This window comes from Streptomyces nigra (genome assembly GCF_003074055.1).
GTDB lineage: Bacteria > Actinomycetota > Actinomycetes > Streptomycetales > Streptomycetaceae > Streptomyces > Streptomyces nigra.
Map to the genome: position 1 here is coordinate 2,051,741 of NZ_CP029043.1, position 22,117 is coordinate 2,073,857.

16 protein-coding genes and 3 pseudogenes are annotated in these 22,117 nt (G+C 71.3%); 10 read left to right on the top strand and 9 right to left on the bottom strand.

The window, feature by feature from the left end; translation table 11 throughout:
- Window positions 1-85: 85 nt before the first annotated feature.
- Window positions 86-1,120 carry a LacI family DNA-binding transcriptional regulator gene (locus tag DC008_RS09500; RefSeq protein WP_279632310.1) on the top strand — a complete coding sequence of 345 codons (1,035 nt, stop codon included), beginning with the start codon at window positions 86-88 and terminating at the stop codon, window positions 1,118-1,120.
- A 117-nt stretch (window positions 1,121-1,237) separates the two neighbouring features.
- Window positions 1,238-2,161 (top strand): phosphatase PAP2 family protein, encoded by a 924-nt coding sequence (locus DC008_RS09505; RefSeq protein ID WP_108706586.1) that lies wholly within the window; start codon window positions 1,238-1,240, stop codon window positions 2,159-2,161.
- A gap of 15 nt (window positions 2,162-2,176) precedes the next feature.
- Here DC008_RS09505 and DC008_RS09510 read toward each other — a convergent pair whose 3' ends face one another.
- The gene (locus tag DC008_RS09510; protein WP_108706587.1) at window positions 2,177-5,176 is read right to left on the bottom strand and encodes a bifunctional [glutamine synthetase] adenylyltransferase/[glutamine synthetase]-adenylyl-L-tyrosine phosphorylase; all 3,000 of its coding nucleotides are present in this window, start codon (window positions 5,174-5,176) and stop codon (window positions 2,177-2,179) included.
- A 235-nt stretch (window positions 5,177-5,411) separates the two neighbouring features.
- On the opposite strand from DC008_RS09510, the gene DC008_RS09515 reads away from it, so the two are divergent.
- From DC008_RS09515 to DC008_RS09525, 3 genes are all read left to right on the top strand, one after another.
- The gene (locus DC008_RS09515) at window positions 5,412-5,861 is read left to right on the top strand and encodes a VOC family protein (RefSeq protein ID WP_108706588.1); all 450 of its coding nucleotides are present in this window, start codon (window positions 5,412-5,414) and stop codon (window positions 5,859-5,861) included.
- 134 nt (window positions 5,862-5,995) lie between these two features.
- On the top strand, window positions 5,996-6,688 hold the full coding sequence (locus tag DC008_RS09520) for a response regulator transcription factor (RefSeq protein WP_108706589.1): 693 nt from the start codon (window positions 5,996-5,998) through the stop codon (window positions 6,686-6,688).
- A complete protein-coding gene (locus tag DC008_RS09525; RefSeq protein WP_108706590.1) occupies window positions 6,685-8,136 on the top strand; it encodes a HAMP domain-containing sensor histidine kinase in 1,452 nt (483 codons plus the stop codon). Before DC008_RS09520 ends, DC008_RS09525 begins: the two co-directional genes overlap by 4 nt.
- Window positions 8,137-8,207: 71 nt before the next feature.
- On the opposite strand, the gene DC008_RS09530 is transcribed toward DC008_RS09525, so the two are convergent.
- The 5 genes and pseudogenes from DC008_RS09530 to DC008_RS36440 form a co-directional block, all read right to left on the bottom strand.
- A complete protein-coding gene (locus DC008_RS09530; RefSeq protein ID WP_108706591.1) occupies window positions 8,208-10,358 on the bottom strand; it encodes an MMPL family transporter in 2,151 nt (716 codons plus the stop codon).
- Between the two features lie 170 nt (window positions 10,359-10,528).
- A pseudogene (locus tag DC008_RS36435) lies at window positions 10,529-10,615 on the bottom strand (glutamine synthetase); the annotation flags it as partial.
- Window positions 10,616-11,048: 433 nt separating this feature from the next.
- Complete coding sequence (locus DC008_RS09540) at window positions 11,049-11,915, bottom strand: tetratricopeptide repeat protein (protein ID WP_164492277.1); 867 nt, start codon at window positions 11,913-11,915, stop codon at window positions 11,049-11,051.
- Window positions 11,916-11,932: 17 nt separating this feature from the next.
- Window positions 11,933-13,792, bottom strand: coding sequence for an FxSxx-COOH system tetratricopeptide repeat protein (fxsT, locus tag DC008_RS09545; RefSeq protein ID WP_108706593.1), 1,860 nt, complete (start codon window positions 13,790-13,792; stop codon window positions 11,933-11,935).
- Between the two features lie 27 nt (window positions 13,793-13,819).
- A pseudogene (locus DC008_RS36440) lies at window positions 13,820-14,271 on the bottom strand (toll/interleukin-1 receptor domain-containing protein); the annotation flags it as partial.
- 32 nt (window positions 14,272-14,303) lie between these two features.
- On the opposite strand from DC008_RS36440, the pseudogene DC008_RS36560 reads away from it, so the two are divergent.
- Window positions 14,304-14,464, top strand: a pseudogene (locus DC008_RS36560) (site-specific integrase); the annotation flags it as partial.
- 89 nt (window positions 14,465-14,553) lie between these two features.
- On the opposite strand, the gene glnA reads toward DC008_RS36560, so the two are convergent.
- Entirely contained in the window at window positions 14,554-15,915 is a 1,362-nt protein-coding gene (glnA, locus tag DC008_RS09555) for a type I glutamate--ammonia ligase (protein ID WP_055620935.1), read from the bottom strand.
- A gap of 331 nt (window positions 15,916-16,246) precedes the next feature.
- On the opposite strand from glnA, the gene DC008_RS09560 reads away from it, so the two are divergent.
- Entirely contained in the window at window positions 16,247-17,440 is a 1,194-nt protein-coding gene (locus DC008_RS09560; protein WP_108706595.1) for a globin domain-containing protein, read from the top strand.
- A 13-nt stretch (window positions 17,441-17,453) separates the two neighbouring features.
- Here the strand turns inward: DC008_RS09560 and DC008_RS09565 are convergent, their stop codons facing one another.
- Entirely contained in the window at window positions 17,454-17,888 is a 435-nt protein-coding gene (locus tag DC008_RS09565) for an RrF2 family transcriptional regulator (RefSeq protein ID WP_108706596.1), read from the bottom strand.
- A 175-nt stretch (window positions 17,889-18,063) separates the two neighbouring features.
- Here DC008_RS09565 and DC008_RS09570 point away from each other — a divergent pair, with 175 nt between their 5' ends.
- Window positions 18,064-18,726: a DUF3105 domain-containing protein gene (locus DC008_RS09570; RefSeq protein ID WP_108706597.1), complete on the top strand. Its 663-nt coding sequence runs from the start codon at window positions 18,064-18,066 to the stop codon at window positions 18,724-18,726.
- A 17-nt stretch (window positions 18,727-18,743) separates the two neighbouring features.
- On the top strand, window positions 18,744-19,346 hold the full coding sequence (locus tag DC008_RS09575) for a DUF305 domain-containing protein (RefSeq protein WP_108710623.1): 603 nt from the start codon (window positions 18,744-18,746) through the stop codon (window positions 19,344-19,346).
- Between the two features lie 67 nt (window positions 19,347-19,413).
- On the opposite strand, the gene panB is transcribed toward DC008_RS09575, so the two are convergent.
- Entirely contained in the window at window positions 19,414-20,289 is an 876-nt protein-coding gene (gene panB, locus DC008_RS09580; RefSeq protein WP_108706598.1) for a 3-methyl-2-oxobutanoate hydroxymethyltransferase, read from the bottom strand.
- A gap of 201 nt (window positions 20,290-20,490) precedes the next feature.
- Between panB and DC008_RS09585 the strand changes: the two genes are divergently transcribed.
- A complete protein-coding gene (locus DC008_RS09585; RefSeq protein WP_108706599.1) occupies window positions 20,491-22,074 on the top strand; it encodes an MFS transporter in 1,584 nt (527 codons plus the stop codon).
- Window positions 22,075-22,117 lie beyond the last annotated feature (43 nt).

Genomic DNA, 22,117 nt, shown 5'->3' on the forward strand with positions numbered 1-22,117 from the left:
GCAGCCCCGCACGGGCCGGCCAACGGGTCGCCCTCGGCGTCCGATTGGTGTGCAAGGCGGCATACGACAGGTACAGTCCAGTGCCGTGACCACGAGGCTTGCCGACATCGCTGCTCAGGCGGGGGTGAGCGAAGCGACCGTCAGCCGCGTCCTCAACGGGAAGCCCGGCGTCGCCGCCACCACTCGCCAGTCCGTGCTGGCCGCACTCGACGTGCTCGGCTACGAGCGTCCGGTGCGGCTCCGCCAGCGCAGCGAGGGCCTGGTCGGCCTGATCACACCCGAGCTGGAGAACCCGATATTCCCGGCGCTCGCCCAGGTCATCGGCCAGGCCCTGACGCGTCAGGGCTATACGCCCGTGCTGGCGACACAGACGCCCGGCGGGTCCACGGAGGACGAGCTCACCGAGATGCTCGTGGACCGCGGGGTCGCGGGCATCATCTATGTCTCCGGTCTGCACGCGGACACCACCGCGGACATGCAGCGCTACGAGCGGCTGCGTGCGCAGGGCGTCCCCTTCGTCCTCGTCGACGGCTTCTCCCCCAAGGTGCAGGCGCCGTTCATCTCCCCCGACGACCGGGCGGCGATGGCGCTGGCGGTGACCCACCTCGCCTCCCTCGGGCACACCCGGATCGGACTGGCCCTCGGCCCGAAGCGGTTCGTGCCGGTGCAGCGGAAGATCGAGGGGTTCGTCCGGACCGTCCAGGACCAGCTGAACCTGCCGCCGGACGTCGTGGAGCGCGACCTGGTGCAGCACTCGCTCTACACCCTGGAGGGCGGGCAGGCCGCCGCGACCGCCCTCATCGCGCGCGACTGCACGGCCGTCGTCTGCGCCAGCGACATGATGGCGCTGGGCGCGATACGCGCGGCCCGGCAGCAGGGCCTCGAGGTCCCCACCGACATCTCGGTCGTGGGCTTCGACGACTCCCCGCTGATCGCCTTCACCGACCCGCCGCTCACCACGGTCCGCAAGCCGGTCCCGGCCATGGGCCAGGCCGCCGTCCGCACGCTGCTCGAGGAGATCGGCGGAACCCCGGCCCCGCACAGCGAGTTCGTGTTCATGCCGGAGCTGGTCGTACGCGGTTCGACGGCGTCGGCGCCCGGCGACCGGGCGCGCCCCTAGGGGGTACCGGGACCTGCGGCCTACTCCCCCAGGAGGAGAAAAGCCGCAGAACGTGCGTCACGGACCCGACCGGAGGATGATCGGTCGGAGAGGTCTTTTCTGGCAGACTCTGTGCCTATGGGTGACGCTACGGTGACGACACGCGAAGGCCCTGAAGAAGCCGTCCCGCACTCCGCCGCGGAGAGGGCGGGGCCGGGACTCCTGCGCCGCCTGCGCACCCCCCGCCGGCCGCGGCTGTGGTTCGAGATCCTGCTCATCGCGGTGAGTTACTGGACCTACTCCCTGATCCGCAACGCCGTCCCGGAGCAGCGTGCCGAGGCCCTGCGCAACGCCGACTGGCTGTGGCGGCTCGAGCACAGTCTGGGCATCGCCGTCGAGGAGTCCGTCAACCACGCGGTCAACGGCGCGACTTGGCTGATCGTCGGGATGAACTACTACTACGCCACGCTGCACTTCGTGGTGACGCTTGCGGTGCTGGTCTGGCTGTACCGCAGACACTCCGGCCGCTACGCGGCGACCCGGCTGGTCCTCTTCGCGACCACGGGTGTGGCCCTGGTCGGTTACTACCTGTATCCGCTCGCTCCCCCGCGGCTGATGACGAACACGGGGTTCATCGACACGGTCCTCGCCCACGACACCTGGGGCTCGATGGCCTCGGGCGACCTGAAGAACATGTCGAACCAGTACGCCGCGATGCCGTCCATGCACATCGGCTGGTCGGTGTGGAGCGGGCTGACGATCTTCGCCCTGGCGCGCACCCCCTGGGTCAAGGTCCTCGGGCTGCTCTACCCGGCGGCGACCCTCGTGGTGATCGTCGCGACGGCCAACCACTTCTGGCTCGACGCGGTGGGCGGCCTCATCTGCCTGGCCTTCGGCTACGGCGTGGCCCGCCTCTGGTACGGCGCGCTGCCCTACCGGCTGCCCCGGGTGGTCCCGGCACGCACCGGAGCGGTGTCGCCGGGTGCCGGCGTACGGCAGGTCCCGGTGGCCGCCGAGGAGGAGAACGAGCCGGTGCCGGCCCGGACGTCACCGGGGCCGTAGCTCAGCGCCCGAGGCTCAGCCCCCGTAGAACAGCTCGTCCACGACGCCGCGGGCCCGGCGGGCGGTGCGGCGGTAGTCGTCCAGCATGTCGCCCACGTGACCGGGCTCGTACCCCAGGTAGCGGCCCACCGCGCCCAGTTCGCGCGGGTCCGAGGGGAAGGTGTCGCCGGCGCGTCCGCGGACCAGCATCACCGCGTTGCGGACCCGGGTCGCCAGCACCCAGGCCTCGTCGAGGATCTCCGCGTCCTCCTCGCCGATGAGCTCGGCGGCACGGGCCGCGGCCAGCGCCTCGCGGGTGCGGGTGGTCCGCAGTCCGGGCTCATGGGCCCCGTGCCGCAGCTGGAGCAGCTGCACGGTCCACTCGACGTCCGACAGCCCGCCGGGCCCGAGCTTGGTGTGCAGCTTCGGGTCGGCGCCGCGCGGCAGGCGCTCGGACTCCATACGCGCCTTCAGCCGCCGGATCTCCCGTACGGCGTCCTCCTCGAGGCCCCGGGCGGGATAGCGCAGCGGGTCGATCAGCTCGATGAACCGGGCACCCAGCTCGTCGTCCCCGGCGACCGGCTCGGCCCGCAGCAGCGCCTGCGACTCCCAGCCCAGCGACCAGCGCCGGTAGTAGGCGGCGTACGAGTTGAGGGTGCGCACCAGCGGCCCGGACTTGCCCTCCGGGCGCAGATCGGCGTCGATCAGCAGCGGCGGGTCGGCGCTGGGGATCTGGAGCAGCCGCCGCATCTCGGCCACGACGCGGTTGGCCGCCGCGGCGGCCTCCTGGTCGTCGACGCCCTCGCGCGGCTCGTGCACGAAGAGGACGTCCGCGTCGCTGCCGTAGCCCAGCTCGTGCCCGCCGAAGCGGCCCATGCCGATGATCGCGAACCGGGTGGGCAGGGTGTCGCCCCAGCCCTCGCGGACCACCGCGCGCAGGGTGCCGGCCAGCGTGGCCGCCGTGAGGTCGGAGACCGCGGCGCCGACCCGGTCCACCAGGGCGCCCTGGTCGGCCTCGGCGGGCTTGGTCTCGGTGCCGTAGGAGTCCACGATGTCGGCGGCGGCCGTACGGAACAGCTCGCGGCGCCGCATGCCGCGGGCCGCGGTGACGGCCTGGACGGCGTTGTCGGCGCGGTGCGCCGCGGCGAGGACCTCCTGCTCCAGATGGGCCCGCGAGCGGGGCTCCAGACCGCTGCCGCCGTCGCCGTCGCCGAGCAGCGCGACGGCCTCCGGGGCCCGCATCAGCAGGTCGGGGGCGAGCCGGCCCGCCGACAGGACCCGGGCGAGGTTCTCGGCGGCGGCGCCCTCGTCACGCAGCAGCCGCAGGTACCAGGGGGTCTTGCCGAGCGCGTCGGAGACCTTGCGGAAGTTCAGCAGGCCGGAGTCCGGGTCGGCCGAGTCCGCGAACCAGCCCAGCAGGACGGGCAGCAGGGTGCGCTGGATCGCCGCCGCGCGGGTCACGCCGGAAGCCAGCGCCTCCAGGTGCCGCAGCGCCGAGGCGGGGTCGGCGTAGCCGAGGGCGATGAGCCGTTCCCGGGCGGCGCCCGCGCTGAGCCGGGCCTCGCCGGGGGCGAGCTGGGCGACGGCGTCCAGCAGCGGCCGGTAGAAGAGCTTCTCGTGCAGCCGCCGTACGACGCTGCTGTGCCGTTTCCACTCGCGGGTCAGCTCGGCGACCGGGTCGGCGCGCAGACCGAGGGAGCGGCCGATGCGGCGCAGGTCGGCGTCGTCCTCGGGGACCAGGTGGGTGCGGCGCAGCCGGTACAGCTGGATGCGGTGCTCCATGGAGCGCAGGAAGCGGTAGGCGGCGTCGAGCTGCGCGGCGTCGGTCCGGCCGACGTAGCCGCCGGCGGCGAGGGCCTGGAGGGCGTCCAGGGTGGTGCCGCTGCGCAGCGCGGCGTCCTCGCGGCCGTGCACGAGCTGCAGCAGCTGGACGGCGAACTCGACGTCCCGCAGGCCGCCGGGGCCGAGCTTCAGCTGGCGGTCGACCTCGGAGACGGGGATGTTCTCGACGACGCGGCGGCGCATCTTCTGCACGTCGGCGACGAAGTTCTCCCGCTCGGCGGCCTTCCACACCAGGGGCCGCAGCGCGGCGACGTACTCGGCGCCCAGTTCGAGGTCGCCGGCGACCGGGCGGGCCTTGAGCAGGGCTTGGAACTCCCAGGTCTTGGCCCAGCGCTGGTAGTAGGCGACATGGCTGCTGAGGGTGCGCACGAGGGGACCGTTGCGGCCCTCCGGGCGCAGATTGGCGTCGACGGGCCAGATGGAGCCCTCGACGGTGGTCTCGGAGCAGATCCGCATCATGTGCGAGGCGAGCCGGGTGGCGGCCTGCAGGGCCTTGCCCTCGTCGGCGCCGTCGGCGCTCTCGCCGACGAAGATGACGTCGACGTCGGAGACGTAGTTCAGCTCGTGGCCGCCGCACTTGCCCATGGCGATCACCGCCAGCCGGCACTGCTCGGCGTCCTGCGGGGCCTCGGCGGCGGCGAGGGCGAGCGCGGCACGCAGGGTCGCGGTGGCGAGGTCGGCGAGCTCGGCGGCGGTCTGGGCGAGGTCGGTGGTGCCGCACACGTCGCGGGCGGCGATGGAGAGCAGGCAGCGCCGGTAGGCGACGCGCAGGCTGACGGGGTCGGTGGCCTCGGCGAGGGCCCGTTCGAACTCCTCGACCTCGGGGTGCAGGTCGCGCGGCTCGTAGGTGACCAGCACCTGCCAGTCGCCGGGGTGGCGGGCGAGGTGCTCGGCGAGGGCGGCGGAGGCGCCGAGCACCCCGAGCAGCCGGTCGCGCAGCGGCTTGGCCGCTATCAGCGTGTCGAGCAGCTCGCGCCGGTCGGCGTCGCCGGGCTGGGCCTCGGTCAGCCGGACGAGGCCGGTCAGCGCGAGGTCGGGGTCGGCGGTGGCGCCCAGGGCCTCCAGAAGGACCGGGTCGTTCCTGAGCGGGGTGAGGTCGGGGCTGTCCAGGAGGCGTTCGGCGGCCGACGGGTCGGTGAAGCCGTGCCGCAGCAGCCGAGTGAACGTACTGCTCCTGCGTCCCGGCGCCGTCATCCTCGCCCTCCCGTTCCGATCAGGGGTGTACGCCTTCCCGGTGGTACCCGATCAAGGTCGTACGCGATCGAGCCTAGCCGCAGTCCCGGCGGTCGGCGCCGACGCGTCGTGTGCGGTGGCCGGCGGGTGGATGTGCCCACTGTGGGCGTTTCGGTGGCGCCCCGTACCGATTTCGGCTTCGGTAAGGGTGAGCCGTTCAGGCAGACCGAGCCACCGTCGACCCTGGAGACCACTGATGGACTTCACCCTCGAAGTGATCCCGCTGCCCGTGAGCGACATCGACCGGGCCCGTGACTTCTACCGCGACAAGGTCGGCTTCCACGTCGACATCGACCAGGAGGTCATGCCGGGCATGCGCATCGTCCAGCTGACCCCGCCGGGCTCGGGCTGTTCGATCGCGCTGGGCGACAGCATCTGGGACCTGACCAAGGGCGAGACCGTGCCGGAACCGGGCTCGTACCAGGGCCTCCAGCTCTGCGTGGCCGACATCAAGGCGGCGTACGCGGAGCTGCGCGAGCGGGGCCTGGAGGTGTCCGAGCCGGTGCAGTACTCCCCCGACGACGGCGCCACCTTCATGTACTTCAAGGACCCCGACGGCAACGGCTGGTCCATTCAGGAGTACCGCCGCCGCGCGACCCAGCCCCTGCACGCGGTCCTGTCGGAACTGGCGGCGCAGTCCGAGTAGCACGCCGGGGCCGACGGCCGGCCCGCCCACGGTGCCTCTTGGGGCTCCACTTTTGTTCGGAGCTCTCAGCCTGGTCTCAGGTCGAGCGGCGACAATGAGCCGCAAACTCATCGACCGGAAGGGGGCGGGCCGGCGTGCGCATCATGATCGCCGATGATGAGGCGGCCATCCGTGAGTCGCTGGAGCGGGTGCTCCAGGTCGAGGGGTACGACACCCGCACCGTCGCCAACGGTCTCGCCGTGCTCGACGGGATGGACGGGGCCGACGGCGACAAGATGGATCTGCTGATCCTCGACGTGATGATGCCCCGCCTCGGCGGGCTGGAGACCTGCCGGCGCCTGCGGGCCGCGGGCCGGGACCTGCCGGTGCTGATGCTGACCGCCCGCAACCAGGTCTCCGACCGGGTCACGGGGCTGGACGCGGGCGCCGACGACTACCTGCCCAAGCCGTTCGCCACAGAGGAGCTGCTGGCCCGGGTGCGGGCCCTGCTGCGGCGGCGCGCGCCGGCCGACGGGGAGTCGCAGATCCTGTCGTTCGCCGACGTCCGGCTCGATCCCGACCGGTTCGAGGCGTGGCGGGGCGGGCGGGCGCTGCGCCTGACCCGGACCGAGTTCTCCCTCCTGCAGGTCCTCATGCGCAACGCGACCCGGGTCCTGACCCGCGACGCGCTGTTCGAGGCGATCTGGGGCTTCGACATGAGCGCCACCGCCAACAACCTCCAGGTGTACGTGAGCTATCTGCGTCGCAAGATGGAGGCCGAGGGTGAGCCGCGATTGCTCTACACGCTGCGCGGCCTGGGCTACACGTTGCGGGAGACTCCCCCGTGAGCGGGCCCGCCGGCCGGAAACCGCGCCGGTTGATCCGGTGGTGGCGCCGGCGGTCCCTGCGGACCAGGCTGACGGTGATCTCGGCGACGGCCATCGCGGTCAGCGTGTTCCTGGCCTTCCAGGTGGCCAGCGAACTGCTGGACCGGGAGCTGCGGGGCACCGTCGAGGAGCAGCTGCGCGCCGACTCCCGGGTCCTGGCGGCGGACGCGGAGCGCGCCGGTCCGGCGCGGGTCCGGCTGCCGCCGTATGCCGGAGGCGGCCGGCTGGTGCGGGTCGTCCTGCCCGACGGCTCGGTCCGCACGCCGGCCGGCCAACCCCCGCTGCCCCCGGTCAGCGAGCGGGCCGCGCGCGTGGCGCGGGGCCTGTCGGCCGACCTCATGGAGTCGGACGACAGCGACGAGGACGGCTACCTCGTCCACACGCTGCGGGCGGGCGACGGGGCGGTCCAGGTGGCCCGCGCCGCCGACGACGGCCCGGTCAACCGGTTCGGGTTCGGCATGCTGCTGATCGGGCTGCTCTGCGTGGCCGGCGGTGCCGTCGTCGGGCGGGCCGTGGCACGGACCGGGCTGACCCCGATCGACCGGCTGACCGCCGCCGCCGTACGTGTCGCGCACACCCGGGATCTCGACGCCGACATCCCGGACGAGGGCGGTGGGGAGATCCGGCGGCTGATCCAGTCGATCAACGAGATGCTCGCCGCGCTACGGGACTCCCGGCGGGCCCAGCGGCTGCTCGCCGAGGACGCCGCCCACGAGCTGAAGACCCCGCTCACCAGCCTGCGCCTCAACGTCGAGCTGCTCATCCGGCTCGATCGGCGCGGCACCCTGGACAGCGCGCTGCCGGCGGAGAGCCGGACCCGGCTGCTCGACGATCTCGGCGCGCAGGTGGCCGAGTTGGGCACCCTTGTCGCCGAGCTGACCGACCTGGCGCGCGGTGACGTCAGCGACGAGAACACCGAACTGCTCGACCTCGCCGACGTGGTGGGGGCAGCCGCGCCCCGGGCGCGCTCCCGCGTGCCCGACATCGAGGTGGCGCTCGACGTGACCTCCGTGTGGGTGAGCGGGCGTCCCGCCGCGCTCGAGCGGGCGGTGCTCAACCTCATCGACAACGCCGGCAAGTGGTCCCCCGCGGACCGGCCGGTCCAGGTGCGGCTCCGTGCCGAGGGCGCGTCGGCGGTGCTCGAGGTCGACGACGCCGGGCCCGGCATCGACGCCGCCGACGTACCGCGGGTGTTCGACCGGTTCTACCGTGCCGACAGCGCACGGGCGTTGCCGGGATCCGGTCTGGGGCTGTCGATCGTGCAGCGGGTCGTCGACGCCCATGGCGGCCGGGTCACCGTCGCCCGCTCCGCACGCGGGGGCGCGCTGCTTCGCGTCGACCTTCCGGCCGCGGCCCCGCCCGCCCCGGTCGCGCGGCCCACCGCCGGGGAGGACACCACGGTGGTCTGACGGACGGCGGCCCGCCGGCCCATGGAGAGATCCGGGACGGGCCTGGGTCCCCGTCCCGGATCTCGTCGAGCTCACCGTTGCAGCACGGACTCCGCTCGGCCGTCGACCGGCTGCCGACCGGCCGGCGGCTCCGCCGCCGGCCGGGACAGCCGACTCGGCCACCACATCCGCGGGCCGATCAGCAGGGTGAGGGCGGGCACCAGGACCGACCGCACCAGCAGGGCGTCGAGCAGCACGCCGAAGGCCACCAGGAACCCGACCTCGACCAGCATCACCAGCGGAAGGGTGACGAGGACCGCGAACGTGGCCGCCAGGACCAGGCCGGCCGAGGTGATGACGCCACCGGTGGCCGAGAGGGCCTTGAGCATGCCCTCGCGGGTGCCGAGCCGCAGGGTCTCCTCCCGGGCCCTGCCGGCCAGGAAGATGTTGTAGTCGACGCCGAGCGCCACCAGGAACAGGAAGGCCAGCAGCGGCACCGAGTAGTCGACGCCCTTGAACCCGAGGATCGTGTCGAAGACGAACACGCTGCCGCCGAAGGCCGCGGCGAACGAGACGATCACGGTGGCCATCAGGACCAGCGGGGCGAGGATCGCGCGCAGCAGCAGCCCGAGGACGATCAGGACGACGACGAGCACCAGCGGGATCACCAGTTTCTCGTCGCGCTCGGTGGTCACCTCGGTGTCGAGGTTCTCCGCACTCGGCCCGCCGACGATCGCCTCGGCCCCGTCCACGGCGTGCACGGCGGCACGCACCCGCTTGATGGTGTCGTACTCGGCGGCGGTGTCCGGCGCGTCCTCCGGGAACACGGAGATGCCGGCCCAGCCCCCGCTGCTCTCCTCCGGGACGGCCGAGGCGACACCGGGCGTGTCCTCGACGACGTCGAGCACCTGCTCCTGGTGGGCCGGCCGTGTGAAGACCGTCATCGGCTGGCCGCCGAGCTCCGGGAAGTGCTCGCGGAGCACGGTGAAGCCGGTGACCGACTCGGGCGCGGACAGGAACTGGTCCTGCTCCCGCAGGGCGCCGGTGTTGCCCGCCAGGCCGAGGGCGAGGACGCCGAGGACTCCGAGCGAGCCGAGCGCCGCCGGCCACCGGCGGCGGCTGATGGCGGTGCCGAGCCGTCCCCACAGCCCCGGCCTCTCCTCCACGGCCGTGCTGAACCGCGGGACGGCCGGCCAGAAGATCCGCCTGCCGAGCACGACGAGCACCGCCGGGAACAGCGTCAGCATGGCCACCAGCGCGCACAGGATGCCGGCCGCACCGATCGGGCCCAGCCCGCTGGTGCTGTTCAGGTCCGCGACGAGCAGGCAGAGCAGGCCGGCGACCACGGTGGCCGCGGACGCGACGATGGCCGGCGCCGCGGAGCGCAGGGCGTGGACCATCGCGACCCGGACGTTCTCGTGGTGGTGCAGCGCCTCCCGGTACCGGGCGATGAGCAACAGCGCGTAGTCCGTGCCGACGCCGAACACCAGGATCGTCAGCAGCGCCGAGTTCTGGTCGTCGACCACGATGCCGAAGCCCTTGACGAGCAGGTAGACGGTCCCCATCGAGGTCAGCGCCGCCGCGCCGACGGACACCAGCGGGATGATCCACAGCACCGGGCTGCGGTAGGTGAGGATCAGCAGGAGGGTGACGACGGCGATCGTGGTGAGGAGGACCTGCTCGTCGATGCCGTCGAAGACGGCGTCCATGTCGCCGTCGATCGCGCCGGGGCCGGTCACGTCGAGTTCCAGGCCGGAGGGGCGGTCCTTGGCGGCGTCACGCAACGGGCCGACGATCTCCTCCGGTGGGCCGTGGGCCGTGCTCACCTCGAGGGTGAACGTCATCGCCTCGCCGTCGGTGGAGAGGCTCGTCGGCGGGCCCTCGTCGTCCTCGTCGGCCGCCTCCGTCTCCTTCGGCGGGTACCGCTCGGCGAGGGTGTCGTAGTGCCGCTCGACCGTCGCGCGGTCGGCGTCGGTCATTCCGCCGGCGCGGTGGTACACGAAGACGAACGTGTTGTCGTCACCGTCGGGAAGGCTGTCCTCCAGTATCGCGACCTTGGTGGACTCGGCACCGGCCGGCAGGGTGTCCGCGGCGCTGTCGGTGGTGACCGAACTCAGCTTCCCGCTCAACGGCACCGCGAACGCCGCCAGCACCAACCACAAGCCGATCACCAACCACGGCACCCACCGGCCTGCCAACCGGCCGGCCGGCACTTCCCCGGACGGCGCTGCGTCGACTGCCATCTCTGGCCTCCTGCATAGGGGTTGCATCGCTCATCTGACGCCTCCTTCCTAATGAGCGAGCCTTAGACGGCCCTTAGAACCCCTGACAGAACGCGCAGCGCGAGAACGGCAGCCGGCGAGGAACCGATCGGCGGAGACGCAATCCCCCGCCGATCCAGAAACGACCGCCCTTACAGCACCGGCAGGTTCTTCCGCAGTTCGAAGGCCGTGACCTCGCTGCGGTACTCCTCCCACTCCGACTTCTTGTTGCGGCGGAAGAGGCCTTAATCCGGAGCGGCCTCACGCGATCGACGTGGGCGCAGCGCTGCCTGCGATCGAACGGTCGTCAGAGGTCGTTGCTGGTCGCTGTGGGCCGCCCTTCGACGGCCCACATACGGCCCGAACCGTGCGGGACGACGGATTTACAGTCTGCGCGACAGACGGCGTGTGGCCTGCACCTCTGACCGCTGTAGGCTCGACCACCCCGCGAATGTCCTACGGATTGGTGACACCCGCTGATTTCAGCGTCCAGCCGAGCGACCGTGCTCGGGCGGCACCCTCGGTAGCTGACCATCTGCAGTTGCGCCGTAGCGCACTACAGGCAGACGAAACGCCTGATCCCGGACTTTCGAGTCGTCCTGCCGCGCTGCATCAGCGCGTCAATCATGTCGCGGCCACAGACGAGCGTTCGATCGTCGGAGTCGGTGTCAGTCACTTGCGCCGTAGAAGAGTACTTAGCCATCGGGCCGTAACCAGGGTGTCGGGGTGGTCCTCGCCCAATACCCGCCTCCGCCGGGCCAAGGTGTCCTCGCCCAGCTCGCCCGCCTCCTCCACTCGGCCCAGCCCTCCCAGCCGAATCGCCAGGTTCGACGCCGTGGCCAGGGTGTCGGGGTGGTCCTCACCCAATACCCGCCTCCGCCGGGCCAAGGTGTCCTCGCCCAGCTCGACCGCCTCCTCCACCCGACCCGCCCCGCCCAAGTCGACCGCCAGGTTCGACGCCGTGGTCAGAGTGGTGGGGTGGTCCTCACCCGAGACGCGCCGCAACCGGGCCAAGGCATCCTCGCCCAGCTCCACCGCCTCCTCCACCCGACCCAAGTCCGCCAACCGGATAGCCAGGTTCGACGCCGTGGCCAGGGTGTCGGGGTGGTCCTCACCCGAGACGCGCCGCAACCGGGCCAAGGCATCCTGGTCCAGCTCCACCGCCTCCTCCGCCCGACCCAAGTCCGCCAACCGGATAGCCAGGTTCGACGCCGTGGCCAGGGTGTCGGGGTGGTCCTCACCCGAGACGCGCCGCAACCGGGCCAAGGCATCCTCGCCCAGCTCCACCGCCTCCTCCACCCGACCCAGCTCCCCCAGCCGGGAAGCCAGGTTCGACGCTGTGACCAGGGTGTCGGGGTGATCCTCACCCAGAACCCGCCTCCGCCGGGCCAAGGTGTCCTCGCCCAGCTCCACCGCGCCCTCCGCCCGACGCAGCTCCCCCCGCCAGATCGCCAGGTGCGACGCGGTGCGCAGGGTGTCGGGGTGATCCTCACCCAGAACCCGCCTCCGCCGGGCCAAGGTGTCCTCGCCCAGTTCCACCGCCTCCTCCGCCCGACCTAGCTCCCCCGCCAGATCGCCAGGTTCGACGCCGTGGCCAGGGTGCCGGGGTGATCCTCACCCAGAACCCGTCGCAGCCGGGCCAAGGCGTCCTCGCCCAGCTCCACCGCCTCCTCCACCCGACCCAGTTGCCCCAGCCAATTCGCCACGTTGGATCCAGTGCGCAGAGTGTCGGGGTGGTCCTCACCCAGAACCCGCCCTCGTCGGGCAAAGGTGTCCTCGCCCAGCTCGAACGCTTCCTCCACCCGACCCAAACCCGCCAGCCGGATCGCCAGGTTAGATGCAGTCGCGAGAGTGTCGGGGTGGTCCTCACCCGACACCCGCCGCTGCCTGTCGAACATGTCCCGGTGCAAGGCATAGGCACTGTCGTGATCGCCAACGGCACTAAACGCCATGGCCAAGTAGTTAGCGGCCCACTCGGTGTGCGTGTGATCAGGGCCCAGTAAGGCGTTCCATGCGTGGTACAGGTCCTTGAGGCGGGGCAGGATGGCTGCTGCACTGCCACGGTCCAGGAGGTAGAGGCATGCCTCGCATGCGGCGAAGCGTGCTTCGGCGGAGACGAGGTCGGTCGGATCGATCGCCAGCAGGTGGGGCAACAGGTCGGGCCAGCGTGGCCAGGAGGCAGGTTCCTGCGCCTTACCTGGATAGGCCGCGGCGAGGAGGGCACTTGCGTTCTCGGCTGCGGCAACGTGCTCCTCGGGGGTGAGCTGGTCTTTGAGGACGGCCAGGGTGAGGCGGTGCAGGTGGAGGCTGCCGCCCGCGACCCGGGCCAACCCGTGCTGATGCAGTGCCGACAGGACACGGGTCCTGGTGCGTCGATCTGCCACCACTCGCCAAATGGCGTCTTCATCCGATGTCAGTCCGGCGCCGGCCGGCAGAACGAACGGCTCGGGGGCCAGCAGTGCACAGGCGTTCATCACATCGGCCGCCTCCGCGTTCAGAGACCGCAGCCGCTGCATGCTCAGCCGGATCTGCGCGGCCAGCGACCATCGGTAGTCACGCGGCCTGCCTTCATCTGTTACCTCGCTGGCATTGCTCGTCAACAGCACCAGGTAGTCGTCCACGGTTGTCGTCGTCAACACCGCTGCGGCTTGGACCAGGGCCAGCGGCAGGTCATCCAGCGCCTCGGCCAGACGCCCCGCCTCCGCCTCTGACAGCCAGGGTGTGCGACTGCGCAGCAGGTCGATCGACTCCTGGCGCGCCAGCACGTCGACGTCCAACGGCGAGGCCATCCCGTGCCAGTCCGGGTTCCGCGAGGTGATCAGCACATGCCCCGGCCCGGACGGGACAAAGTCCGCCAGGGCCTCAGGGTCCTCTGCGTTGTCGAAGATGAGCAGCCAGCGTGCACGGGACCGCAGCTCATGCCCGAGCGCTTGCACAGCTTTCTCGGGCGGAACTTTGGACTGTGCAGCCCCAGTTTCGACCGCCAGTAGTGCCAACTGCTCGGAAATGAGTGCTGGATCTTCCGCCCGCACCCACCACACCAGCTCGTACTCGCCGCAGAACCGGTGTGCGTACTCTGCGGCCAGTTGCGTCTTGCCTACTCCGCCACGACCATCCAGTGCCACCACCGCCACGGTGCGCCCGCCGGCCAGCCGGGATCGGACTTCCGTCAGAAGGTCATTGCGGCCGACGAACCCGGCATTGCGCGCGGGCACGTTCCACACTCTCGGTAACGTGCCTGGCAGCCGTGGCCCGGTCGCCCCTACGCTCCGCAACCGCCCCGCCCCAGCCTGGTCCGGAAACCGTGGACTCACCCGCGGTGCCCCCACCGGCCCCGCCACCGCCGCCAGAAGCACCTCCCGCGCCTTCTCCTCCCCCAGGCCGAAGAGTGCCGGCGCGAGTAACGCCCGCAACATCGACGGTGCGGCACAGTCTTCGATTCGGACCGGGATCAGCCCCTCTCGACCCGCGAGCCTGGCCGTCCACTCCTCGGTGGTCCATCGCTCAGGCTCGAAGTACGCGGCAGAGAACAGCGCCACCATCGGTCCAGAGGCCAGAGCCTTGTCCATGTTCTGGATGACGTTGTCCCCGGCCCCCAGTGCCAGACGGCCAACTCCACCTCGTACCCGGCATCCTGCAACTGCCAGGCCACCCACTCCGCCCACGCAAGATCCGCACTCGCATGCGAGACGAACACCCGCCCCACGCCCGACATACCCCCGACAGTCGTCAACTTGGCCCCCGAACTAGCCCTGCGCCGAAAAGGTGCATCGAGACTAGAGCCCATCCGGACCAGCACACACGTACTTGTGGTCAAGTCGGTAGGTTTCACTATCCGGTATGAGGATTCCCCCCACACGAGGGGCGCAAGCTGCAAACCACTGATCAGGCCCATCGCGGGGCGCTATCAACAGCCTATGTTCAACAGTGGATCTCGGAGGCGGATGCGGACTCCGCCAGGGTGAGATCTTCGGGCTTCCCGTCGATGCAATCAGCTTCGACTCGGGATGGCTGCACATAGCGACCAGGTGAAGGTGACGAAGCGAGGTCTCGTGTTCGCCCCGCGCAAGCAGAGCAAGGTCCGAGACCCCAGATCCAGTGAAACACGCCGGGGCCGACGGTCCGCGACCGTCGGCCCCAAGGGATTGCTTCGTCGGAAGTCGACCCTGACCTGCGCCTACAGCACCGGCAGGTTCTTCCGCAGTTCGAAGGCCGTGACCTCGCTGCGGTACTCCTCCCACTCCGACTTCTTGTTGCGGAGGAAGAAGTCGAAGACGTGTTCGCCGAGGGTTTCGGCGACCAGGTCGCTGTTCTCCATGAGGGTCAGGGCCTCGCCGAGGTTCTGCGGGAGGGGTTCGATGCCCATCGCGCGGCGCTCGGCGTTGGAGAGGGCCCAGACGTCGTCCTCGGCGCCGGGCGGGAGTTCGTAGCCCTCCTCGATGCCCTTGAGGCCGGCGGCGAGGAGGACCGCGTAGGCGAGGTACGGGTTGGTGCCGGCGTCCAGGGAACGGACCTCGACACGGGCCGAGCCGGTCTTGCCGGGCTTGTACATCGGGACGCGGACCAGGGCCGAGCGGTTGTTGTGGCCCCAGCAGATGTAGGACGGGGCCTCGCCGCCGGCGCCCGCCGTGCGCTCGGAGCCGCCCCAGATGCGCTTGTAGGAGTTCACCCACTGGTTGGTGACCGCGGAGATCTCGGCGGCGTGGCGGAGCAGGCCCGCGATGAAGGAGCGTCCGACCTTCGAGAGCTGGTACTCGGCGCCGGACTCGTAGAACGCGTTGCGGTCGCCCTCGAAGAGCGACAGGTGGGTGTGCATGCCGGAGCCCGGGTGCTCGGAGAAGGGCTTCGGCATGAACGTCGCCTGGACACCCTGCTCCAGCGCCACCTGCTTCATGACCAGGCGGAACGTCATGATGTTGTCCGCCGTGGAGAGCGCGTCGGCGTAGCGGAGGTCGATCTCCTGCTGGCCGGGGGCGCCCTCGTGGTGGGAGAACTCCACGGAGATGCCCATGGACTCCAGCATGGTGATCGCCTGGCGGCGGAAGTCCATGCCGATGTTCTGCGGGGTGTGGTCGAAGTAGCCGGAATTGTCCGCCGGGGTGGGGCGGGTGCCGTCGACCGGCTTGTCCTTCAGCAGGAAGAACTCGATCTCCGGGTGGGTGTAGAACGTGAAGCCCAGGTCGGAGGTGCGGGCGAGGGCGCGCTTGAGGACGTAGCGCGGGTCCGCGAAGGACGGGGAGCCGTCCGGCATGAGGATGTCGCAGAACATCCGGGCGGTGCCGGGGGCCTCCGCGCGCCAGGGGAGGATCTGGAACGTCGACGGATCGGGCTTGGCGATCATGTCGGACTCGTAGACCCGGGCGAAGCCCTCGATCGCGGAGCCGTCGAAGCCGATGCCCTCGTCGAAGGCCTGTTCCAGCTCGGCGGGGGCCACGGCCACGGACTTGAGGAAGCCCAGCACGTCCGTGAACCACAGCCGTACGAACCGGATGTCGCGCTCCTCCAACGTCCGGAGCACGAACTCCTGCTGCTTGTCCATCTTCCGCTTCCCCATCCTTGCTGGTCAGGCCGCCTGTCTCCGGTGCTGCGGGAGGCGGTCGGGCACCTGAGCATCCCACCACACCACCGTTTCCGGCGCGTTGCGGACCTTGATCGGCCTGACCGACCCCGGCCGAACGCCCGGCGGTCGGCAGGGGTGCCGCCGCGGTGTCGGGTGAACCGCTCTGCCGCCCATATTGCCTGCTCGCGCCGACATCCGTAATGGCCGCCCCCGCCGGACCGACCCCGCTTTAATTTGCATCTTGGATGCAAGTTTTAATGAGGGCGGGCGGTCGCCCTCGCACCGCCCGGTCGAGCCTTGAGGAGACCCGATGCTGTCCGAGCAGTCCGCCGCCACCGTGCGCGCCACCCTCCCCGTCGTCGGCGGGGCCATCGGTGAGATCACGGAGCGCTTCTACGCCCGCCTCTTCGCCGCCCGCCCCGAGCTGCTGCGCGACCTGTTCAACCGCGGCAACCAGGCGGCCGGCACCCAGCGGCAGGCGCTGGCGGGGTCGATCGCCGCGTTCGCGACGCACCTGGTGGACCACCCCGACCAGCGGCCGGACGCGATGCTGAGCCGTATCGCGCACAAGCACGCCTCCCTCGGGGTGGCGCCCGAGCAGTACGCGCTCGTCCACGAGCACCTGTTCGCCGCGATCGCCGAGGTGCTCGGGGAGGCCGTCACCCCCGAGGTCGCCGCCGCCTGGGACGAGGTGTACTGGCTGATGGCGAACGCCCTGACCGCCATCGAGAAGCGGCTGTACGCGGAGAGCGGCGGGGCCGGCCGGCGCTCCTGGGAGGTCGTGGAGCGCGTCGAGGAGACCGAGGACGTGGCCACCTTCCGGGTACGCCCGGCCGACGGCGGCCCGGTGCCCGACTTCCGGGCCGGGCAGTACGTCTCCGTCCAGGTCGAGCTGGCGGACGGGGCCCGGCAGATCCGCCAGTACAGCCTCTCGGCGGCTCCCGGCTCGCCGTTGCGCCAGTTCAGCGTCAAGCGCGTGCGGGGCGAGGCCGGACCGGACGGCGAGGTCTCGGCGCACCTGCACGCGCACGTGCGGCCCGGCGACCGGCTGGACCTCTCGGCGCCGTACGGCGATCTCGTGCTGGCCGGCACGGACGCGCCGCTGCTGCTCGCCTCCGCCGGTATCGGCGTCACCCCGATGGTCGCGATACTCGGCGAGCTGGCGGACGCCGGGCACGAGGGCCCGGTGCTGGTCGTGCACGGCGACCGCTCCCCCGCCGGGCACGCCCTGCGCGCCGACCACGAGGCGTACGCAGGGAAGCTCGCGGACGCCACGGTCCGCTTCTGGTACGAGACCGGCGCCGACCCCGCCGAGGCGTCCCACCGCGCCGGGCTGGTCGACCTGGCCGAGGTGACCGTGCCCGAGGGCACGCAGGCCTACCTGTGCGGTCCGCTGCCGTTCATGCGGACGGTGCGGGCGCAGCTGCTCGGCAAGGGTGTGGCGGCGGCGGACATCCACTACGAGGTGTTCGGGCCGGACCTCTGGCTGGCGCAGGCGGGCTGAGCCGGCCCGGGCGTCAGGCTGGGCGGCCGATCTGGAGCAGCAGGGGGCCCGTGGGGTCCGCGGTGACGTCGGCCAGGGTGAGCGGGTCCAGCGAGGCGTAGAACGCCTCCTGGGCCTGCCGCAGCGCCCCGCGCAGCCGGCATCCGGGGCTGAGCGGGCAGGGGTTGTCGCCCTCGCACTCGACGACGTCGCCGTCCCCCTCGAAGGCCCGCACGACCGCGCCGACGGACGCGGTGCGGCCGCGCTCGCTGAGCGTGAGCCCGCCGCCGCGCCCCCGGCGGGCGTCGACGAGGCCCAGGTGCTGGAGTTCGGCGACCACCTTGGCGGCGTGCGTGTAGGGCACCTCCATGTCGGCGGCCACCTCGCGGGTCGTCGGCATGGCGTCCCCGAGGACGGCGAGCCGCATCAGCAGGCGCAGGGCCAGATCGGTGGAGCGCAACAGCCGCATCAGGGCAGAGTAGATAATGCGCATGGGGGATTCCAAATATCGCCCGCACATCGTTCGCACATCCCCCGCGCGGGACCGCGATCCGGTCGTTGTCGTCACCTCTCTACGAGAGGTCACTCCTTCCCCATTACGATCAGCGGACCCGACCGCCCCTTTCGCCGAAGGACATGACCTCATGGGCTCCGCCAAGAACCGGAACAGCGCCGAGCGCAAGGCGCGGATAGAGGAGATGCGGCGGGCCGAGCAGGCCCGTGAGCGCCGCGGCCGCATCATCACCATCGGCGTCTCCACCCTGATCGTCGCCGCCCTCGTCGTCGGCGGGGTCGTCCTCGTCCGGTCGCAGACGGGCGACGACGAGGCCGCGAAGCCCGACAGGACGACGGGCAAGTTCGTCGCCGGGGACGACGGGGTGAACACCTGGAAGGGCAAGCTGGCCAGCACGCACGTCGAGACGAGCGTGGACTACCCGATGGAGCCCCCGGTCGGCGGCAACCACCACCGCGCCTGGATGAACTGCAACGGCGACGTCTACACCAAGGAGCTGCGGCGGGAGAACGCCGTGCACTCGCTGGAGCACGGCGCGGTCTGGGTGACGTACACGTCCAAGGCGCCCAAGGCCGACGTCGACGCGCTGGCGGCGAAGGTGAAGCAGACGCCGTACACGCTGATGAGCCCGGACGAGAAGCAGAAGGACCCGATCATGCTGAGCGCCTGGGGGCACCAGCGCACGGTGAAGAGCGCGGACGACCCGGCCGTCGGGAAGTTCTTCGAGACGTACGTCCAGGGCAAGCAGACGCCCGAGCCGGGTGCCGCCTGCACGGGCGGTCTCGCGGAGTGAGGCGGGACATCGGCTGGATGGCGGGGACCGCGGCGGCCGTCCTCGTCGCCGCCGGCGCGCTGACCTACGCGGCCGCCGGGGACGGCTCCGGGGACCCGGTCCCGGGTGCGGACTCGGCGGACGCGGGCTTCGCGCGCGACATGTCCGTGCACCACCAGCAGGCCGTGGAGATGGCGTACGTGGTGCGCGACCGCACCGACGACGAGGACGTGCGGCGCCTGGCGTACGACATCGCGCAGACGCAGGCCAACCAGCGCGGCATGCTGCTGGGCTGGCTGGATCTGTGGGATCTGCCGAAGGTGTCCGCGGACGCCCCGATGACCTGGATGGGCATGGGCGACGCGCCCTCCGCCGGGGAGGGGTCGCTGATGCCGGGCATGGCGACCGACGCGGAGATGAAGAAGCTCGGCGCGCTCGACGGCGAAAAGGCGGAGGTCTTCTTCCTCCAGCTGATGACGGCCCACCACAAGGGCGGCATCCACATGGCCGAGGGCTGCCTGGACAAGTGCGCGACGGGCGTGGAGAAGAGGCTCGCGCGGACGATGGTGAACGGGCAGCAGTCGGAGATCGACCTGATGGCCGACATGCTGCGCGAGCGCGGCGCGAAGCCGCGCGCATAGCGGAAAGCGCCCCGCCGACGGGGGAAGATCGGCGGGGCGCTCGGTGCCGCAGTGGTTCGGGGGTCCGTCAGTGGACGGAGTGCTCCTCGCGCGGGAAGGATCCGCCGACGACGTCCTCGGCGAAGGCCTTGGCGGCGTCTCCCACGACCCGGCGCAGATCGGCGTACTGCCGCACGAACTTCGGGACGCGGCCGCCGGTCAGGCCCATCATGTCGGTCCACACGAGGACCTGGGCGTCGGTCTCGGGTCCGGCGCCGATGCCGACGGTCGGGATGTGCAGGACACGGGTGACCTCGGCGGCCAGCTCGGCCGGTACCAGCTCCAGGACGACCGCGAAGGCGCCGGCGTCCTGGACGGCCTTGGCGTCCCGCAGGAGCTGCGCGGCCGCCTCCTCGCCGCGGCCCTGGACGCGGTAGCCCATGGCGTTGACGGACTGCGGGGTCAGGCCGATGTGGGCCATCACCGGGATGCCGGACTCGACCAGGAGCTCGATCTGGCGGTGCGAGCGCTCGCCGCCCTCCAGCTTGACCGCGCCGACGCCGGCCTCCTTGACCAGTCGGGTCGCCGAGCGCAGCGCCTGCACCGGGCCCTCCTGGTAGGAGCCGAAGGGCAGGTCGCCGACGATCAGGGCGCGGGAGGTGCCCCGGACGACGGCCGCCGAGAGCATGGTCATCTCGTCGAGGGTGACGGGCACGGTGGTCTCGTAGCCGAGGTGGCAGTTGCCCGCCGAGTCGCCGACGAGCATGACCGGGATGCCGGCCTCGTCGAACACGGACGCGGTCATCGCGTCGTACGCGGTGAGCATGGGCCACTTCTCGCCCCGCTCCTTGGCGAGCGCGATGTCGCGGACGGTGATGCGGCGGGTGCTCTTGCCTCCGTACAGCGCCTTTCCGGCGTCGGAGGGCTTCGCCTGAGGCGTCTGGGCAGCCGAGAGCTGCGTCATGGCAACGGCTCCTTCATGTCATCTCGAGGCGCCCTGACGGCGTCCCCGGATCAGGTCCATGGTGGCACTTCGTGCCGGGCGGGGCCAGACCGCCGGATGTGAGTTCCGCCCCGCGCCCGTGGCCGTTTCGTCACGTAAGGTTCCGGTAAGAATTTACGATACGAGACGGTCTCGTATCGTTATAGCGGTACGGTCGGCCCCATGACTTCTCCCGCCCCAGCCACCCGCATACCGGAGGCGGTGCACCGGCGCCGCTGGGCGATCCTCGGTGTGCTGATGCTCAGCCTCCTGATCGTCGTGCTGGACAACTCCATCCTGAACGTCGCCATCAAGACCATCTCGACGCCCGCGCCGACCGGCCTCGGCGCCACGCAGAGCGAGCTGGAATGGGCGATCAACGCCTACACGCTCGTCTTCGCCGGCCTGCTGTTCAGCGCGGGCATCCTCGGGGACCGGGTCGGCCGCAAGAAGGTGCTGCTCGGCGGTCTCGCCGTGTTCGGCGTCGGCTCGGCGCTCGCCGCGTTCTCCGGCTCGCCCGGCGAGCTGATCGCCTTCCGCGCCGTCATGGGCCTCGGCGCCGCGTTCGTCATGCCGGCCACGCTCGCCGTGCTGATGAACGTCTTCGAGCGGGACGAGCAGCCCAAGGCCATCGGCATCTGGGCCGGCGGCGTCGGTCTCGCCATCGCCATCGGGCCGATCACCGGCGGTCTGCTCCTCGACCACTTCTGGTGGGGCTCGGTCTTCCTCATCAACGTGCCGATCGTGCTGCTCGCGCTCGCGTTGATGCTGTGGCTCGTCCCCGACTCCCGCGACCCGCGGCCCGGCCGGATCGACCCCATCGGCGTGGTGCTGTCCGTGGCCGGCCTGGTCCTGCTCGTCTACGGCATCATCAAGGGCGGCCAGCTCGCCGACTTCACCGACCCCGCGGTCCTGCTGACGATCGGCGCCGGCCTCGCGGTCCTCGCCGCGTTCGGCGTCTTCGAGAAGCGCAGCGACCACCCGTCGATCGACATCGGCTACTTCCGCGACAAGGTCTTCTCGGCCGCGATCGGCGTCATCGCGCTGGTCTTCTTCGCCCTCATGGGCGTGACGTTCTTCTCGGTCTTCTACACCCAGAGCGTGCGCGGCTACTCGCCGCTGGAGACCGGTCTGCTGATGCTGCCGCTCGCCGCCGCCCAGATGATCTTCGCCCCGCGCGCCCGGCTCCTCGTCGACCGGTTCGGCAACCGGGCCACCACGACCGGCGCCATGGTCCTCATCGCCGCCACGCTGGCCGCCTTCGCCACCTTCGAGGCGGACACCCCGATCTGGCTCCTGGAGGTCGTCTTCTTCCTGATGGGTGCCGCGATGGCGCACATCATGACGCCGATCAGCGTCGTCATCATGCAGGCCCTGCCGCGCGAGAAGGCCGGTTCGGCCTCCGCGCTCAGCAACACCTTCCGCCAGGTCGGCGGCGCCCTCGGCATCGCGGTGCTCGGCTCGGTGCTGTCCACCGCCTACCGGGGCGGCATCGAGGACCGGCTCACCGCGCTCCCGGCGGACGTACGGCACACCGCGGGCGAGTCCATCGAGGCCACCCTCGGGGTCGCCGAGAAGCTGGGCCCGCGCGGCGACGCCCTCGTCGGCCCGGCCCACGACGCGTTCCTGCACGCCATGCACATCACGGCGCTGTGGGGAGCGGGCATCGCGGTGCTCGGCGCGGTCGTCGTGGCCGTGTGCCTGCCCGGGCGGCCCGCCGGACCCCGTGCGGGCGAGGACGAGAAGGAGCTGGTGGCGTCCGAATAGCGCCGACGCGCGGACGCCGTCGTTCCGGCGGCGTCCGCATCCG

Excerpts from the sequence above, each read along its gene's own strand:
- DC008_RS09515 (WP_108706588.1), top strand. The coding sequence starts at position 5,412 with ATGGACTTCACCCTCGAAGTGATCCCGCTGCCCGTGAGCGACATCGAC.
- DC008_RS09585 (WP_108706599.1), top strand. The coding sequence starts at position 20,491 with ATGACTTCTCCCGCCCCAGCCACCCGCATACCGGAGGCGGTGCACCGG.
- DC008_RS09510 (WP_108706587.1), bottom strand. The coding sequence starts at position 5,176 with ATGACGGCGCCGGGACGCAGGAGCAGTACGTTCACTCGGCTGCTGCGG.
- DC008_RS09565 (WP_108706596.1), bottom strand. The coding sequence starts at position 17,888 with ATGCGGCTGTTGCGCTCCACCGATCTGGCCCTGCGCCTGCTGATGCGG.
- DC008_RS09570 (WP_108706597.1), top strand. The coding sequence starts at position 18,064 with ATGGGCTCCGCCAAGAACCGGAACAGCGCCGAGCGCAAGGCGCGGATA.
- glnA (WP_055620935.1), bottom strand. The coding sequence starts at position 15,915 with ATGGACAAGCAGCAGGAGTTCGTGCTCCGGACGTTGGAGGAGCGCGAC.
- DC008_RS09560 (WP_108706595.1), top strand. The coding sequence starts at position 16,247 with ATGCTGTCCGAGCAGTCCGCCGCCACCGTGCGCGCCACCCTCCCCGTC.
- fxsT (WP_108706593.1), bottom strand. The coding sequence starts at position 13,792 with ATGTTGCGGGCGTTACTCGCGCCGGCACTCTTCGGCCTGGGGGAGGAG.
- DC008_RS09505 (WP_108706586.1), top strand. The coding sequence starts at position 1,238 with ATGGGTGACGCTACGGTGACGACACGCGAAGGCCCTGAAGAAGCCGTC.
- DC008_RS09530 (WP_108706591.1), bottom strand. The coding sequence starts at position 10,358 with ATGGCAGTCGACGCAGCGCCGTCCGGGGAAGTGCCGGCCGGCCGGTTG.
- DC008_RS09575 (WP_108710623.1), top strand. The coding sequence starts at position 18,744 with ATGGCGGGGACCGCGGCGGCCGTCCTCGTCGCCGCCGGCGCGCTGACC.
- panB (WP_108706598.1), bottom strand. The coding sequence starts at position 20,289 with ATGACGCAGCTCTCGGCTGCCCAGACGCCTCAGGCGAAGCCCTCCGAC.